Genomic DNA, 13,870 nt, shown 5'->3' on the forward strand with positions numbered 1-13,870 from the left:
GTAACGAAGCCGTCGCGGTCGCGATCATAGGGTCGCGACGCCGTTTGCGGCGAATCATTGCGTTCCGTCGACAGTGCCCGGCATGCGGCAAAGCCGGCGATCGACAGCCGCGTCACCGGCGCTTCGGCGCCACCGGCGACCATCACGTCGGCATCGCCCCACATGATCAACCGGGCAGCATCGCCAATGGCGTGCGCGCCGGTCGAACAGGCCGTGACGACGGCATGGTTCGGGCCTTTCAGTCCGTGCCGGATCGAAACCTGCCCGGAGACGAGATTGATGATCTGGCCCGGGATGAAGAAAGGGCTGATGCGGCGCGGGCCGCGCTCCTTGAGGATCATCGCGTTCTCGGCGATGCCCTCGATGCCGCCGATGCCGGAGCCGATCAGGACGCCGGTGGCACACCGCTCTTCATGCGTCTTGGGTTCCCAGCCGGAATCCTTCAGCGCCTCGTCGGCGGCGGCAATCCCGTAAAGGATGAAGTCGCCGATCTTGCGCAGTTCCTTGGGCTCGAGCACGGCCTCGGGATTGAAGGTGGCATTGCTGCCGTCACCACGCGGAATGACGTGGGCGATCTTGCAGGCAAGATCCTCCACCTCGAACTCAGTGATGCGCTTGGCAGCGCTGCGGCCGGTCAGAAGTTCCTTCCAGCTGTGCTCGAAGCCCATGCCGAACGGCGACAGCAACCCAAGGCCCGTGACGACGACACGCCTCATCGCAGGTCCTCCCCGGTGATGACTGCGGAAAGCGTCAGGCCGAAGCCTTGTCGATGTACTTCACGGCATCGCCAACGGTCAGGATGGTCTCAGCCGCATCGTCGGGAATCTCGACGCCGAATTCTTCTTCGAACGCCATGACGAGTTCGACCGTGTCGAGGCTGTCGGCGCCCAGATCATCGATGAAGCTCGCCTGCTCCGTCACTTTGTCGGCATCGACGCCAAGGTGCTCGATGACGATCTTCTTGACGCGCTCTGCGGTGTCACTCATTTGGGCATCCTCGTCTTTTGTTTGTCTGTCTTCGTTAGCGGGCAGAATGCCGCTAATCAAGCTGAAAGATGGTCCTGCCGGAAACGCAACGACTACGGACCGGTTTTTGCCCGAACCGCCGGGTTGCGGGCCGCATTACACGAAAAATAGCTGAGGTCCAAGCCGAAATGGTCTCTTTTCACAACCCGCCGGCGTTGCTGCCGAACCTCGTCAAATCATAGCCATGCCGCCATTTACGTGGATGGTCTGGCCAGTGACGTAGGCGGCTTCGTTGGAGGCGAGATAAGCGACGGCGGACGCGACTTCAACGCTGGTGCCCATGCGCCGCGTCGGGATCGCCGCCATAATCGCCTCTTTCTGCTTGTCGTTGAGCTTGTCGGTCATCGCCGATTCGATGAAGCCCGGGGCGACGCAGTTGACGGTGATGTTGCGGGTGGCGATCTCCTGTGCCAGCGATTTGGAAAAGCCGATCATGCCGGCCTTTGAGGCGCAGTAATTGGTCTGGCCGGGATTGCCGGTGATGCCGACCACCGAGGTGATGTTGATGATGCGGCCATGGCGGCGGCGCATCATCGGGTGGGTGAGTTCGCGGGTCAGCCTGAACACGGCGGTCAGGTTGACCTCGAGCACGCTGTCCCAGTCGGCATCCGACATGCGCACGAACAGGCCGTCCTTGGTGATGCCGGCGTTGTTGACCAGGATGTCGACGCCTTCGAGATCGGCTTCGGCTTTCTGGCCGAGCGCCTTGACCTCCTCACGGTTGGACAAATTGGCCGGGAACAGCTTGACCCGGTCGCCAAGCTCGCTAGCCAGCGCTTCCAGTTTCTCGACGCGGGTGCCATGCAGGCCGACGATCGCGCCCTGCGCATGCAGCATCCTGGCGATCGCCTCGCCGATGCCGCCGGATGCGCCGGTGACGAGCGCCTTGCGGCCAGTCAATTCGAACATTTTTGTCTCCTGATTGAGAAGAGAACACCCTTTACAGGGATGGGATCAAATGACGCTTTATGCAAGCGCCGCCATGGCCGCCTCGACGTCAGCCGCGGTGCCGACCGACGCGGTGGCGACATCGCGGTTGATGCGCCGCGCCAATCCTGAAAGCACCTTACCGGCGCCGATCTCGTAAAGCGTGGTGACGCCGTTTGCGCCGAACCATTCCACCGTCTCGCGCCAACGCACGCGGCCGGTTATCTGTTCGACCAGGCGGCGGGCGATCTCGTCTGGATCGCTGGTCGGGCTGACCGTAACATTGGAGAGGACGGGAACCACCGGCGCGTTCTTTGCCACGCCGGCCAGGGCTTCGCGCATGACGTTCGCGGCCGGCGCCATCAGCGCGGAATGGAAGGGCGCGGACACCTGCAGCATCAGCGCGCGTTTGGCGCCTTTCTCGGTGCACAGTTTCGCGGCCAGTTCGACCGCGGCCTTGGCGCCGGAGATGACCAGTTGGCCACCGCCATTGTCGTTGGCGATCTGGCAGACAGAGCCTTTGGCGGCTTCCGCGCAAGCGGCTTCGACATCGGCCTGTTCCAATCCGATGATCGCCGCCATGGCGCCCTCGCCGGCCGGCACCGCCGCCTGCATGGCATTGCCGCGTATGCGCAGCAACCGGGCGGCATCGGCAACCGAAACGAAGCCGGCAGCGGCCAACGCCGAATATTCGCCCAGCGAATGACCGGCGACATAGGCGATCTTGCCTTTCAGCGAGAAGCCGCGCGATTCCAGCGCCCGGATCGCGGCCAGCGACACCGCCATCAGCGCCGGCTGCGCGTTGGCGGTCAGCGTCAACGTCTCTTCCGGCCCTTCCCAGATCAGCTTCGACAGATTTTCGCCGAGCGCATCGTCGACTTCCTGGAAGACCCTGCGCGCTTCGGGGAAGGCGTCGGCGAGATCCTTGCCCATGCCGACCGCCTGGCTGCCTTGTCCGGGAAAGGTGAATGCAACGGCCATGCGAGGGCTCCCAAGGGCTGGTTTTGCTTGCCTGAAGACGGGTTTTTCTTGCCTGTGACGCATGGCGGGGCGCCAAGTCAAGCCCGGTTCGACCCTGCCCGAGGGCAGCCTCGTCCGCCGAGTGCCTGTTGCGAAAGGGTTTTTGGCGATCACTCCTGATGAAAACCGCTCACGATTCGTTTGCTGGCTCTTCTTATTTCCGTTACAGGCGCTAGCTTTGCGTGACAATTCCATGACAATCGAGTGACGTGCTTGTCGCTGGGTGGGGAAGTTAAAGTGGCAAAGAGTTACAAACGCACCGGCAAGGCCGCGCCACAGTTCCTGGAAGACGACCCCTCCACCGGCTATCTGCCGGGCAGGAGATGGCCGGTCGTGCGCTATGGGCTGATCAGCCTGGCGATCGCCGCTATCCTGGTGTTTGCCATCGAACTGATCGTGCGCGGCGACTTTGCCGGAACCATCTCCTTCTTCCTGCAGCCGTTCAAGCCGGGCTGGACTACCATCGTCGTGTTTGCGCTGCTCCTGATCGGCTTCGATGCGGTGCTCGGCCGCAGCCACCAGAGCCTGATGATCGTCGCGCCGCTGACCTTGTCGCTTGCTTTCGTCGGTCACCAGAAGTCGCACTATCTCGGCGATCCGCTCTATCCGACCGATTTCCTCTATGCCCGCCAGATCTTCGCGCTGCTGCCGCTTTTGGTACGCGAACGGCCGATGACCGCGCTTGCCATGGTCGTCGGCATCGTCGCCGGCCTGTCGCTGCTCGTCTACGGCTGGCGGCTATGGCGCCGCAAGGTTCCCGCACTCAGCCGCAAAGGGCGCCTTGCGCGGCTGACGCTGGCAGTGCCGCTACTCGCCTTCTTCGTTTCGATCATGGACTACGCCACCTTCTCCTGGACCAGGGATCGGCTGCAGATCATCCCGATCATGTGGGACCAGAAGGAAAACTATGCCTCCAACGGCTTTGCGCTGGCCTTTGCCCTCAACGTGCCGATGGCGCATGTCTCGGCGCCGCCGGGCTATTCCGACAAGGCGATCGCAGCGATAGCCAGGCCTGATGTGACCGCCTCGGTGCCGGCCGAGAAGCCGGACATCATCATCGTCATGAGCGAATCCTTCTGGGATCCGACCAAGTTGCCTGGCGTCACCATCACGCCAGATCCAATCCCCAATGTGCGGGCGCTGCGCTCGGGCTCGATGTTCTCGCCGGAGTTCGGCGGCATGACCGCCAATATCGAGTTCGAGGCGCTGACCGGCTTCTCCAACGCGTTCCTGCCGGCAGGCAGCATCCCCTATCAGCAATATGTGCGCACGCCGACGCCTTCGCTCGCGACCTTCCTGAAGAGCCAGGGTTACCGGGCGCGCGCCATCCATCCCGGCACCAACTGGTTCTGGAACCGTGGCGCGGTCTATGCCGATTTCGGCTTCAACGATTTCAAGTCGGAAGAGACGCTGCCGCCAATGCAAAAGCGCGGGCCACTGGCATCGGATGCGGCGATGACCGACGAGATCATCAGCGAGGCCGACGCCAGCGACGAGCCGGTGTTCTTCTTTGCGGTCAGCCTGCAAAACCACGGTCCCTACGAGCCGAACCGCTATTACAATCCCACGCATAGGGTGCAGGCGCCGATCAGCCAGTGGGCGCGCGAATCGCTACTCAGCTACGCCGAGGGCTCAGCCGATGCCGATCGCGGCCTCGAACGCCTCGTCGAATGGGCCAAGAAACGCTCCCGCCCCACCGTAATCGCCTTCTTCGGCGACCATCTGCCGCCGCTGGGGCCGGTCTATGTCGAAACCGGCTTCCTCAAGGATAATGTCGCGCCGCGCAAGGAAGCGTCGCCCGAGGCTGCTCTCGAGCATCACGAGACGCCGCTGGTCATCTGGTCGAACCGCACCGGGCCGGCTGAGCAGATGGGTGCCGTCAGCCCAGCCTTCCTGCCCTATCATATCCTGAAAACGGCCGGGATCAGCCATCCATACTACACCGGCTTCCTGGGCGAGATGAGCGAACGCTACCGTGTCGTCGACCGCAATCTTCTGCTGACGCCGGCTGGCGAAGCCACGCCCGATTGGGCGCGGCAGAAGGAGATCGATCCGGCGATCCGCGATTTCCGCCTGCTTCAGTATGATATGATGTTCGGCAAACGCCACGCGGCGCCCGACTTCTTCCCCGAAACGGTCGACAAGGACAAGGTTGTCGCCCATACGAGTTGAGCCCAACGATCCCTCAGGAGCCGGCCAGTCCGTCCCGGATCGCGCGTTCAGTTCGTCAATTGCAGCTTCGAGAACTTGTTGGCGATCTGCTGGAAAACGTCCGGCAATTTGGTCGGATCGTTGACTGCATAATAGCCGCTCGGATCAGAAGCGCAGGCGCTGTAAAGCGCGCGGTTGGCTGCGGTGTCGGATTGCAGCACCATGGTGTAGATTTGCACGCCCTCGTTCTTCAATTGCGTGCAGACGCTTTTGGTCCAGCCGTCGACATTGCGTGCCGCCGTCGTCTGGTTATCCGATCCGAAACGGCCGCCGGCCAGATAGCCATATGATGTGTAGTCAGATTTCGTCGGCTGTTGGCTGGCGCCATAGACGACGTTCTCGCCGTCGGTGAGCAACAGCACGATCTTGCTGATACCGGGCGTCTTCCACGGCGCCCCATCGGTGTAGGGCGCGGCGGGCGACAGCACCCGCATACCCCATGACAGGCCCTCGGAGACGTTGGTGCCCGAACCGTTCCACTCGGTCATCTGACTGGCAGCCTTGCGCAGCTTGTCGAAATCGTCGGTCAGGGGGACCACCGGGGTCGGACACGCACGGTTCGGACCGATAGTGATGGGAGAGCCGGTCTCGGTGATGAGTTCCTTGGCGGGCGCAACATATTTGGCAATCTTTTCCCTGGCAGCCCTGTCATCGGGCGACAGAAGTTCGATGAGATTGCCGAGCAGGTTGCTGAGATCGATGCCCAGGATGTTGATGCCCGACTGGGCAAGCCTGGTTTTGTCGCTGACATCGTTGAGATAGGAGTTGTTGTAGTATTTATCCGAATTGCCATAGGAGCCAGACGGCTTTTTGGCGTCTTCGGGATCATCCGGCGCAAAGTACGGCACGAACAGCGTGTCGGGCTTGGCCGTGTCGGGTGGCGTGTCGGAGATATTGTAAGCGCCTGGCCGCGCCTCGACACAACCCTTCCATCCGGTGCCATTCCATCCGGCATCGGTCCATCCAGTCTTCTTGAGCTGTTTGAAAAGCGCCATGTGGTTCGGCCGCTTGCCGTCGATGACGGGAAAATTGACGCCGTTGGTTGAGGACTTGCCGTCCATGTCGATCCAGGACGGGTCGAAGCCGTCGCCATTGACGTTGACGGCGGTTACGAATGGAACCAGCGAGGCGCGGATCTTGCGCGTCGGCGATTTCGCCGCTTCGAGCGTGTCGAGCAACGATTTTGTCGCCGTCCTCAGCGCCGTCATGCGCGCGTCGGCCATCGAGCCGGTGTTGTCCAGTACCAGCACGACTTCGAGCTGGTTGTTCGATTCTACCGCCGAGGCATCGACCACGATGTGCTTGCTGTCGCCGAACAGGAAGGCGAAGTTGAGATTGACGTCCGCCGAGGCAACCGCCTTTGTCTTGACGAAGTTGACGCCCTTGTCGACAGTCAGCGTCGCCTGCGCATTGCCGAGCTCGCCATGACCGACGATGTTGGCCTGGAAATAGCGGTTGAAAGCGTCATTGCGGGTGATGTCGAGATCGCCAAGGTGCGAAGAAGCAAGATTTGCCGAATCGAGAGCGTTCTGCAGATTGCTCTTGGCCCGCATAAGGGTCGAGACATCGGTTGCGAAAGCGACTGCCGTCAGGATGACCGGCAAACCCAGTCCCAGCACAAGCGTGAAATTGCCGCTCTTCGAGCGCCAGAATTTGTTGAAAAGCATCCTTACCCCCGGAAATGCTTGCCGCTTTTGCGGTTGTCCGGGCTTTTGCGCCCTCCATGATGAATCGACCGTTGATGGCAGGCTTCAACTCCACACAACCTGCTGGTGTGGTTAAGACGTGGTTGCCGGAAACCACAACTCCGACCGTTGCTGCTCCCCGATCATCGGCTATGACACACGGGAATGCCGCTTGCCCTTGCTTTGCGGCCGGATTGCTGTATAGACGCCCGCAATCTGCCGGTCCTTGCTGGGGGCTGAACGGAGGGCCGGAGGTTTTTCAGAACCTTCGTGTGAAGCCGGAAGTGCTTCCGCCTCCCGTGTCTCCGCTCTCGACCGTCTCGTCATGCTCCTTTCTTCCCCCTGCCCCTTCGAGGGTTTGCGGGTCAGAGAAGTTGCAGAGGCTTTTGCCGCCGGGAACCGGAAGAGAAACGAAGAAAGGCATAGGACATAATGGCTCTTTACGAACATGTGTTTCTTGCCCGGCAGGACCTCTCGCAGCAGCAGGTCGATGCGCTTGTCGAACAGTACAAGGGTGTCATCTCCGCTAATGGCGGGTCCGTCGGCCGGGTCGAGAACTGGGGACTGAAGTCCCTCACCTACCGGGTCAACAAGAACCGGAAGGCTTACTACACGCTGATGGACCTGAATTGCCCGGCTGCCGCGCTCAACGAGATGGAGCGCCAGATGGGCCTGTCCGAGGACGTGCTGCGTTTCCTGACCATCAAGGTCGAGGCGCATGAGGAAGGCCCGTCGGCCATGATGCAGAAGCGCGAAGAGCGCTCGGAACGCGGCGGCTTCGGCGACCGTGACCGTGGCGATCGTGGTCCGCGTTCGTTCGGCGATCGTGATCGCGGCGACCGTGGCGATCGTCCGCCGCGCTCGTTCGGCGACGCTGGTGCCGATCGTGGTCCGCGCCGTCCGCGCGAAGGCTTTGAAGGGGGTGCAGAATAATGGTCGACATCAATCAGATCCCGACCCGGCGCCCGTTCCATCGCCGCCGCAAGACCTGCCCGTTCTCCGGCGCCAACGCGCCCAAGATCGACTACAAGGACGTGCGTCTGCTGCAGCGCTACATTTCTGAGCGCGGCAAGATCGTGCCGTCGCGCATCACCGCCGTCAGCCAGAAGAAGCAGCGCGAACTCGCCAAGGCGATCAAGCGCGCCCGCTTCCTCGGCCTGCTGCCCTACGTGGTTCGCTAATATCTCAAATGCGGGCGGTTCGCCGCCCGCTCTTCTCCCACGGCGACGGGCGCCGCAGGGCCGAACATCAAATCCCGGGTTGAGGTCAAAACCTCTAACTGCCGCAACAGGCAGGACAGCGACACCAGCGCCAAAGGCGCTCAAGCTTCCTGACCTGTTCCCAAGACATTCGGCGTCGATCTCATCGATCGATTGGCGCCCAACCGAAGGAACAAAACCATGGACGTCATTCTTCTCGAACGCGTTTCCCGTCTCGGCCAGATGGGCGATACCGTCAAGGTCAAGGACGGCTTCGCCCGTAACTTCCTGCTGCCGCAGGGTAAGGCGCTGCGCGCCAACGAAGCCAACAAGAAGAAGTTCGAAGGCCAGCGCGCCCAACTCGAAGCCCGTAACCTTGAGCGCAAGTCGGAAGCAGCCCAGGTCGCCGAAAAGCTCGACGGCAAGAGCTTCATCGCCGTTCGCTCCGCCGGCGAAACCGGACAGCTTTACGGTTCCGTTTCGACCCGCGACATCGCCGATCTGCTGACGGCGGAAGGTTTCTCGATCAACCGCAACCAGATCCTGCTCAACCAGCCGATCAAGACCATCGGTGTCACCAATGTGGCGATCGCGCTGCATCCGGAAGTCGAGGTCACCGTCACGCTCAACATCGCCCGCACGGCCGACGAAGCCGAGCGCCAGGCCAAGGGCGAGACTCTGACCACCGCCGAAGCGATCTATGGCGACGACATCAACGACAACGCCCGGCCGGAGAACTTCTTCGATCCGAACACCGAGTTTGAAGGCGGCGAAGACAACGCCTGATCATACATCGCAAAGAGGTTGAAGCTGCGCTCCGATCTCGATTGAAGCGTGCTTCGATCACTTTGCCGTCATCCAGCCATGCTGGACCAATGCCCGGGCCTCTCGCCCGGGCATTTTTGTGCCAAATGGAACTTTTCGAACCCCTATATATTGTTGCAGACTATGGCGTCGCGCGTCCTTTGGCCGCGCAAAGCACGCTGTGCAACTTTGGTTCGGCGCAAGATCTTCGGGGAAATCGACACTGATTTTCGCGGTCACGCGCCAAGGCAGCCTGTCTGGCCGAGAGGGGACATTTGGTCATGAATATCCTGTTGAAGCGCGTTCTCGACCGCCTGGTGCGTACCGGCAATCTCAAGGTGACCGGTCCCAAGGGCTCGGCTGTGGTTTTCGGCGACGGCAGCGGCGAACCGGTGCACATGCACATCAAGACCGCGCATGCCGAGCGCGCCATCACCTTCGATCCGATGTTGGCGGTGCCTGAAGCCTACATGGACGGCGAACTCGACATTCTAGAGGGCGGGGTGCTGGGTGTGATGCGCATCGCCTTCCAGAACATGGGCAGCGGCGGCATCGACGCCACCTGGTCGAAGGCCATCGAAGGCTTGCGCCACGCCTTCCGCCGGCTGCAGCAGATCAACACCGCCTCGCGCTCGCGGCGCAACGTGCAGCGACACTACGATTTGTCGGGCGACCTCTACCGGCTCTTCCTCGACGAGGACATGCAATATTCCTGCGCCTATTTCGAGCAGCCGGACATGACGCTCGACGAAGCGCAGGCCGCCAAGAAACGCCACATCGCCGCCAAGCTCCGGCTGAAGGCCGGCCAGACGGTGCTCGACATCGGCTCCGGCTGGGGCGGGCTTGGCCTCTACCTCGCCAAGGCGTTCGACGTCGACGTGCAGGGCGTGACGCTGTCGACCGAGCAGCATGGCGTCGCCACCGACCGGGCGCACGCGCAAGGGCTGGAAAGCCGCGTGCATTTCGAGCTCAAGGACTACCGCGAACTCAACGAGCGTTTCGACCGGATCGTATCGGTCGGCATGTTCGAGCATGTCGGCGTCAACCACTACCGCACCTTCTTCGACAAGAGCGCGACGCTGCTCAAGCCCGATGGCGTCATGCTGTTGCACACGATCGGTCGTTCCGGCGTGCCGTGGGCGACCAGCGCATTCATCCGCAAATACATCTTCCCGGGCGGCTATATCCCTTCGCTCTCGGAAGTCATGCCGGCGATCGAAAAGTCGGGCCTGGTCGTCACCGACGTCGAGATCCTGCGGCTCCACTATGCCGATACGCTGAAGCACTGGGGCGAGCGCTTCGCCGCCAACCGCGACAAGGCCAAGGCGATCTATGACGAGCGCTTCTGCCGCATGTGGGAATTCTATCTGGCGGCCTCGGAAGCCGCCTTCCGCTGGCAGGACCTGGTCATCTTCCAGATCCAGATCACCAAGAAGAACGATACGCTGCCGATGTCGCGCGACTACATGGCCAAATGCGAAAAGGCGCTTGAGATGCGCGACATGGGGCATCGTGAAACGGCACCGGTAAAAAAGAGCCCTGCCGCCAAGCCGGTTCGCCGCCGCAAGGTTGCTGACCAGGAATAGCATTGCCGCTTGCCATTGCCGGCGCCTGCACTGAAAAAGGTCCCGTGACCGTCGCGGGACCTTTTTCATGACCTACGTCCTCTATGCCGCCGCCGCTCTGGCCGAGATCGCCGGCTGCTTTTCGTTCTGGGCCTGGTGGCGGTTGGAAAAGTCGCCGCTTTGGCTGCTTCCCGGCCTCGCCTCGCTCGCCCTGTTCGGCTTCCTGCTGGCGCTGGTCGACACGTCAGCCGCCGGTCGTGCCTACGCCGCCTATGGCGGCATCTACATCGCGGCGTCGCTTGGCTGGCTGTGGCTGGTGGAGGGCGTTCGCCCCGACCGCTGGGATCTTGCCGGTGCCGCGCTCTGCATTGCCGGCGCTTCGGTGATCCTTCTCGTCCCGCGGGGCGCGTGAGATGGAGTTGCCGGCCTCCCTTCGCCAAGGTGTCGAGCGCCTGCTCGAAAACGTTCCTCTTGCGGTACTCAAGCAAGCGGCAAAAACGCTGTCCGACCGTTATCGTGCCGAGTTGCGTGACGGCCGTTTGCACATGGCCGAGGATCTGGCAGTGAAAGCCTATCTGGCGACGCGGCTGCCGGCGACCTATGCCGCGATCCGCGCCAGCCTCGACGCGCTGAGCGACGCAAAGCCCGGCTTTCAACCCAGGAGCCTGCTCGATGTCGGCGCCGGCCCTGGCACGGTGCTTTGGGCCACGACCGACCTGTGGCCCGATCTCGAACAGGCAGTGTTGTTCGAAGCCAGTGCGGCAGTGCGCAAAGTCGGCGAGACGCTTGCCGGCGACACAATTGCCGCCCAGACCAGATGGCTGGCCGGTGATGCCACCATCGACCTTGCCGACATCGAGCCGGCCGATCTGGTCACGTGCGCCTATGTGCTCGACGAAATCGCGCCGGCATCGCTGCCGAAACTCATCGACCGCCTCTGGCAACTCACCGCCGACACGCTGCTTGTGGTCGAGCCGGGCACCCCCGCCGGCTGGCAGCGCATCCTTGCCGTGCGCCGGCAGTTGATCGAGGCGGGCGCGCATGTGCTTGCGCCTTGCCCGCATCAGGCGCCCTGCCCGCTCACCGCGCCCGACTGGTGCCACTTTTCCCGCCGCGTCGCCCGCTCGCGCCTGCACCGGCTGGCCAAGGACGCCGACGTGCCGTGGGAAGATGAGAAATTCATCTATGTCGCGGCTTCTCGCGACGGACTCACATCGCACCAGGCGCGGGTTCTTGCGCCGCCGAAATCCGGTTCCGGCAAGGTTCTGCTCAAACTTTGCCGGGACGACGGCACCGCCGCCGAGCGCTTGTTCACCAAGCGCGCCGGCGCCGACTTCAAGCTGGCCCGGCGGCTGGACTGGGGCGACAGGCTGGCTTCCGAATAGACAGCAGCAGCGTTTGCGACCGCCTCGAAGAAAAATTTCGAAGCGATGTCGAATCCAGGCCGTGCCGTTCGACCATTGGCGTTCTCGGACCTTTCGAGACGCCAAGGGTGTCAAACGGCATCAGCCAATAGGAGAAACGCAATGAGCTATATCGCAGGATTTGTCGCCGCGGTGCCCGCCGCCAACAAGGAAGCTTACCGCAGGCATGTCGCCGAGGTGGCATCGGTGCTGAAGGAGTTCGGCACCACCCGCATGGTCGAAGGATGGGGCGACGACGTGCCCGGCGGCAAGATCACCGACTTCAAGGGAGCCGTGAAGGCAAAGCCGGATGAAGTCATCACCTTTTCATGGCACGAATACGCGGACAAGGCGGCGGCGGACGCGGCCTATCAGACGATGATGAGCGACCCGCGCATGGCGGAGATCGGCGCGTCCATGCCCTTTGACGGCAAGCGCATGATCATCGGTGGCTTCACGCCGTTCATCGACCTGAACACGACCGGCAAGACGGGCTATATCGATGGCTCGCTGGTGCCGGTGCCGGCCGCCAACAAGCAAGCCTACCTTGCCGTGGCGGCGAAGCAGGCCGCGGTGATCAAGGAGCACGGCGCAATCCGCGTCGTCGAAGCGTGGGGCGACGATGTTCCCGACGGCGAGATCACCGATTACCGAGGCGCCGTGAAAGCGACGGGCGACGAGGTCGTCGTCTATGCCTGGGTCGAATGGCCGTCGAAGCAGGTGCGCGACGACGCCTGGAAAAAGGTGATTGCCGATCCGCGCATGTATGCCGACACCATGCCCTACGACAACCAGCGGCGGGTCCATGGTGGCTTTGCGCCGATCCTCGACGCCTGATCCCAAGAACCTTAGTTTTCGACAATCCTGGAAAAGGAAACCCATCATGCGCTACGCCTGTCTCATCTACTACAACCCCAAAACATTGTTCGGCGGCAGCCCGGAGGCCAATGCCGTGCTGGCTGAGTGCTCCGGATATGACGAGGTGCTCAAAGCCAGCGGCCACTTCGTAACCGCCGAGGCCCTGGTGCTGCCCGAGGAGGCGATGACCGTGCAGGTCCGCGACGGCAAGATGTCGACCGTCGACGGCCCGTTCATGGAGACCAAGGAGATCCTGGGCGGCATCATCGTCATCGAGGCCCGCGATCTCAACGAGGCGGTGCGAGTGGCGAGCGGCCATCCACTGGCAACGATCGGCTTTGTCGAAGTTCGCCCGGTCGTCGACTTCAGCCAGCCGCCGCCGGTCCTGTGAGCACCACCAGCCCCCGCGATGCCCTGGAGGCGGCCTACCGCACCGAGGCGCGGCGCGTGCTGGCGACCTTGATCCGCCTGCTCGGCGGTTTCGACGCGGCGGAGGAGGCCTTGCATGAGGCCTTCACTGCTGCCGCCGAGCAATGGCCGCGCCAGGGTGTGCCGGCCAATCGCTATTCCTGGCTGGTCTCGGCCGGCCGCTTCAGGACCATCGACCGCTGGCGCCGGGAAGCACGGCTGGCCGGGGCCCTGCCCGAGCTCACGGCTTTGGCCGAGCCGACGCCGGAACCAGCCATGCCGGAAGACATCCAGGACGATGAATTGCGGCTCATTTTCGTCTGCTGCCACCCGGCGCTGGTGCCGGATGCACGCATCGCCCTGACCCTGCGCGAAGTGGGTGGTTTGACCACCGAAGAGATCGCCCGCGCCTATCTGACGCCGACACCGACCATTGCGCAACGCATCGTGCGGGCCAAGGCGAAGATCCGGGACGAGGCGATCCCCTACGAGGTGCCCGACCGCGCCGACCTGCCGGTGCGTCTCGAGAGCGCGCTGCAGGTGATCTACCTGATCTTCAACGAGGGTTACGCGGCCACCGAGGGGCCGAACCTGACGCGGGCCGACCTGTGCGCCGAGGCGATCCGGCTCGGCCGGCTGATGGTCGAACTGCTCGACCAGCCGGAGGCGCAAGGGCTGCTTGCCCTGATGCTGCTGCACGAGGCGCGGCGCGCGACGCGGGTCAATGCCAGCGGCGACCTTGTCCTGCTGGAGGATCAGGACCG

Annotated in this window: 15 protein-coding genes; 10 read left to right on the forward strand and 5 right to left on the reverse strand. The window is 62.8% G+C overall.

The window, feature by feature from the left end:
* The 4 genes from EN749_RS17505 to fabD form a co-directional block, all read right to left on the reverse strand.
* Nucleotides 1-716: beta-ketoacyl synthase N-terminal-like domain-containing protein (locus tag EN749_RS17505; protein WP_281061918.1), on the reverse strand; the 716-nt coding region annotated here is incomplete at its 3' end.
* A 34-nt stretch (nucleotides 717-750) separates the two neighbouring features.
* Nucleotides 751-987, reverse strand: a complete 237-nt coding sequence (locus EN749_RS17510) for an acyl carrier protein (protein WP_006203723.1) — start codon at nucleotides 985-987, stop codon at nucleotides 751-753.
* 210 nt (nucleotides 988-1,197) lie between these two features.
* Nucleotides 1,198-1,935 carry a 3-oxoacyl-[acyl-carrier-protein] reductase gene (fabG, locus tag EN749_RS17515; RefSeq protein ID WP_127271122.1) on the reverse strand — a complete coding sequence of 246 codons (738 nt, stop codon included), beginning with the start codon at nucleotides 1,933-1,935 and terminating at the stop codon, nucleotides 1,198-1,200.
* 57 nt (nucleotides 1,936-1,992) lie between these two features.
* A complete protein-coding gene (gene fabD / locus EN749_RS17520; protein ID WP_128363606.1) occupies nucleotides 1,993-2,934 on the reverse strand; it encodes an ACP S-malonyltransferase in 942 nt (313 codons plus the stop codon).
* A 276-nt stretch (nucleotides 2,935-3,210) separates the two neighbouring features.
* Between fabD and EN749_RS17525 the strand changes: the two genes are divergently transcribed.
* On the forward strand, nucleotides 3,211-5,145 hold the full coding sequence (locus EN749_RS17525; RefSeq protein WP_164873871.1) for an LTA synthase family protein: 1,935 nt from the start codon (nucleotides 3,211-3,213) through the stop codon (nucleotides 5,143-5,145).
* Nucleotides 5,146-5,192: 47 nt separating this feature from the next.
* On the opposite strand, the gene EN749_RS17530 is transcribed toward EN749_RS17525, so the two are convergent.
* Complete coding sequence (locus tag EN749_RS17530; protein ID WP_128363607.1) at nucleotides 5,193-6,851, reverse strand: pilus assembly protein; 1,659 nt, start codon at nucleotides 6,849-6,851, stop codon at nucleotides 5,193-5,195.
* A gap of 450 nt (nucleotides 6,852-7,301) precedes the next feature.
* Here EN749_RS17530 and rpsF point away from each other — a divergent pair, with 450 nt between their 5' ends.
* The 9 genes from rpsF to EN749_RS17575 form a co-directional block, all read left to right on the forward strand.
* Nucleotides 7,302-7,802, forward strand: coding sequence for a 30S ribosomal protein S6 (gene rpsF, locus EN749_RS17535; RefSeq protein WP_013532520.1), 501 nt, complete (start codon nucleotides 7,302-7,304; stop codon nucleotides 7,800-7,802).
* The gene (gene rpsR / locus EN749_RS17540) at nucleotides 7,802-8,050 is read left to right on the forward strand and encodes a 30S ribosomal protein S18 (protein ID WP_006203718.1); all 249 of its coding nucleotides are present in this window, start codon (nucleotides 7,802-7,804) and stop codon (nucleotides 8,048-8,050) included. Before rpsF ends, rpsR begins: the two co-directional genes overlap by 1 nt.
* Before the next feature lie 219 nt (nucleotides 8,051-8,269).
* Complete coding sequence (gene rplI, locus EN749_RS17545; RefSeq protein ID WP_023813757.1) at nucleotides 8,270-8,854, forward strand: 50S ribosomal protein L9; 585 nt, start codon at nucleotides 8,270-8,272, stop codon at nucleotides 8,852-8,854.
* A 299-nt stretch (nucleotides 8,855-9,153) separates the two neighbouring features.
* A complete protein-coding gene (locus tag EN749_RS17550) occupies nucleotides 9,154-10,458 on the forward strand; it encodes a cyclopropane-fatty-acyl-phospholipid synthase family protein (RefSeq protein ID WP_127810853.1) in 1,305 nt (434 codons plus the stop codon).
* Nucleotides 10,459-10,525: 67 nt separating this feature from the next.
* The gene (locus EN749_RS17555; protein ID WP_127810854.1) at nucleotides 10,526-10,849 is read left to right on the forward strand and encodes a YnfA family protein; all 324 of its coding nucleotides are present in this window, start codon (nucleotides 10,526-10,528) and stop codon (nucleotides 10,847-10,849) included.
* Between the two features lies 1 nt (nucleotide 10,850).
* Nucleotides 10,851-11,822, forward strand: a complete 972-nt coding sequence (locus tag EN749_RS17560; protein WP_128363608.1) for a small ribosomal subunit Rsm22 family protein — start codon at nucleotides 10,851-10,853, stop codon at nucleotides 11,820-11,822.
* 141 nt (nucleotides 11,823-11,963) lie between these two features.
* Nucleotides 11,964-12,677, forward strand: a complete 714-nt coding sequence (locus EN749_RS17565) for a DUF1428 domain-containing protein (RefSeq protein WP_128363609.1) — start codon at nucleotides 11,964-11,966, stop codon at nucleotides 12,675-12,677.
* A gap of 46 nt (nucleotides 12,678-12,723) precedes the next feature.
* Nucleotides 12,724-13,089 carry a YciI family protein gene (locus EN749_RS17570; protein ID WP_128363610.1) on the forward strand — a complete coding sequence of 122 codons (366 nt, stop codon included), beginning with the start codon at nucleotides 12,724-12,726 and terminating at the stop codon, nucleotides 13,087-13,089.
* The coding region (locus EN749_RS17575) for a DUF6596 domain-containing protein (protein ID WP_281061919.1) at nucleotides 13,086-13,870 on the forward strand (785 nt) is incomplete at its 3' end. The genes EN749_RS17570 and EN749_RS17575, both read left to right, overlap by 4 nt.

Source organism: Mesorhizobium sp. M7A.F.Ca.ET.027.02.1.1 (assembly GCF_004022985.1).
Taxonomy (GTDB): domain Bacteria; phylum Pseudomonadota; class Alphaproteobacteria; order Rhizobiales; family Rhizobiaceae; genus Mesorhizobium.

Coding starts and splice junctions, on each gene's coding strand:
- fabG (WP_127271122.1), bottom strand. CDS start 1,935: ATGTTCGAATTGACTGGCCGCAAGGCGCTCGTCACCGGCGCATCCGGC.
- rplI (WP_023813757.1), top strand. CDS start 8,270: ATGGACGTCATTCTTCTCGAACGCGTTTCCCGTCTCGGCCAGATGGGC.
- EN749_RS17550 (WP_127810853.1), top strand. CDS start 9,154: ATGAATATCCTGTTGAAGCGCGTTCTCGACCGCCTGGTGCGTACCGGC.
- fabD (WP_128363606.1), bottom strand. CDS start 2,934: ATGGCCGTTGCATTCACCTTTCCCGGACAAGGCAGCCAGGCGGTCGGC.
- EN749_RS17560 (WP_128363608.1), top strand. CDS start 10,851: ATGGAGTTGCCGGCCTCCCTTCGCCAAGGTGTCGAGCGCCTGCTCGAA.
- EN749_RS17555 (WP_127810854.1), top strand. CDS start 10,526: ATGACCTACGTCCTCTATGCCGCCGCCGCTCTGGCCGAGATCGCCGGC.
- EN749_RS17565 (WP_128363609.1), top strand. CDS start 11,964: ATGAGCTATATCGCAGGATTTGTCGCCGCGGTGCCCGCCGCCAACAAG.
- EN749_RS17530 (WP_128363607.1), bottom strand. CDS start 6,851: ATGCTTTTCAACAAATTCTGGCGCTCGAAGAGCGGCAATTTCACGCTT.
- rpsR (WP_006203718.1), top strand. CDS start 7,802: ATGGTCGACATCAATCAGATCCCGACCCGGCGCCCGTTCCATCGCCGC.
- EN749_RS17570 (WP_128363610.1), top strand. CDS start 12,724: ATGCGCTACGCCTGTCTCATCTACTACAACCCCAAAACATTGTTCGGC.
- rpsF (WP_013532520.1), top strand. CDS start 7,302: ATGGCTCTTTACGAACATGTGTTTCTTGCCCGGCAGGACCTCTCGCAG.
- EN749_RS17510 (WP_006203723.1), bottom strand. CDS start 987: ATGAGTGACACCGCAGAGCGCGTCAAGAAGATCGTCATCGAGCACCTT.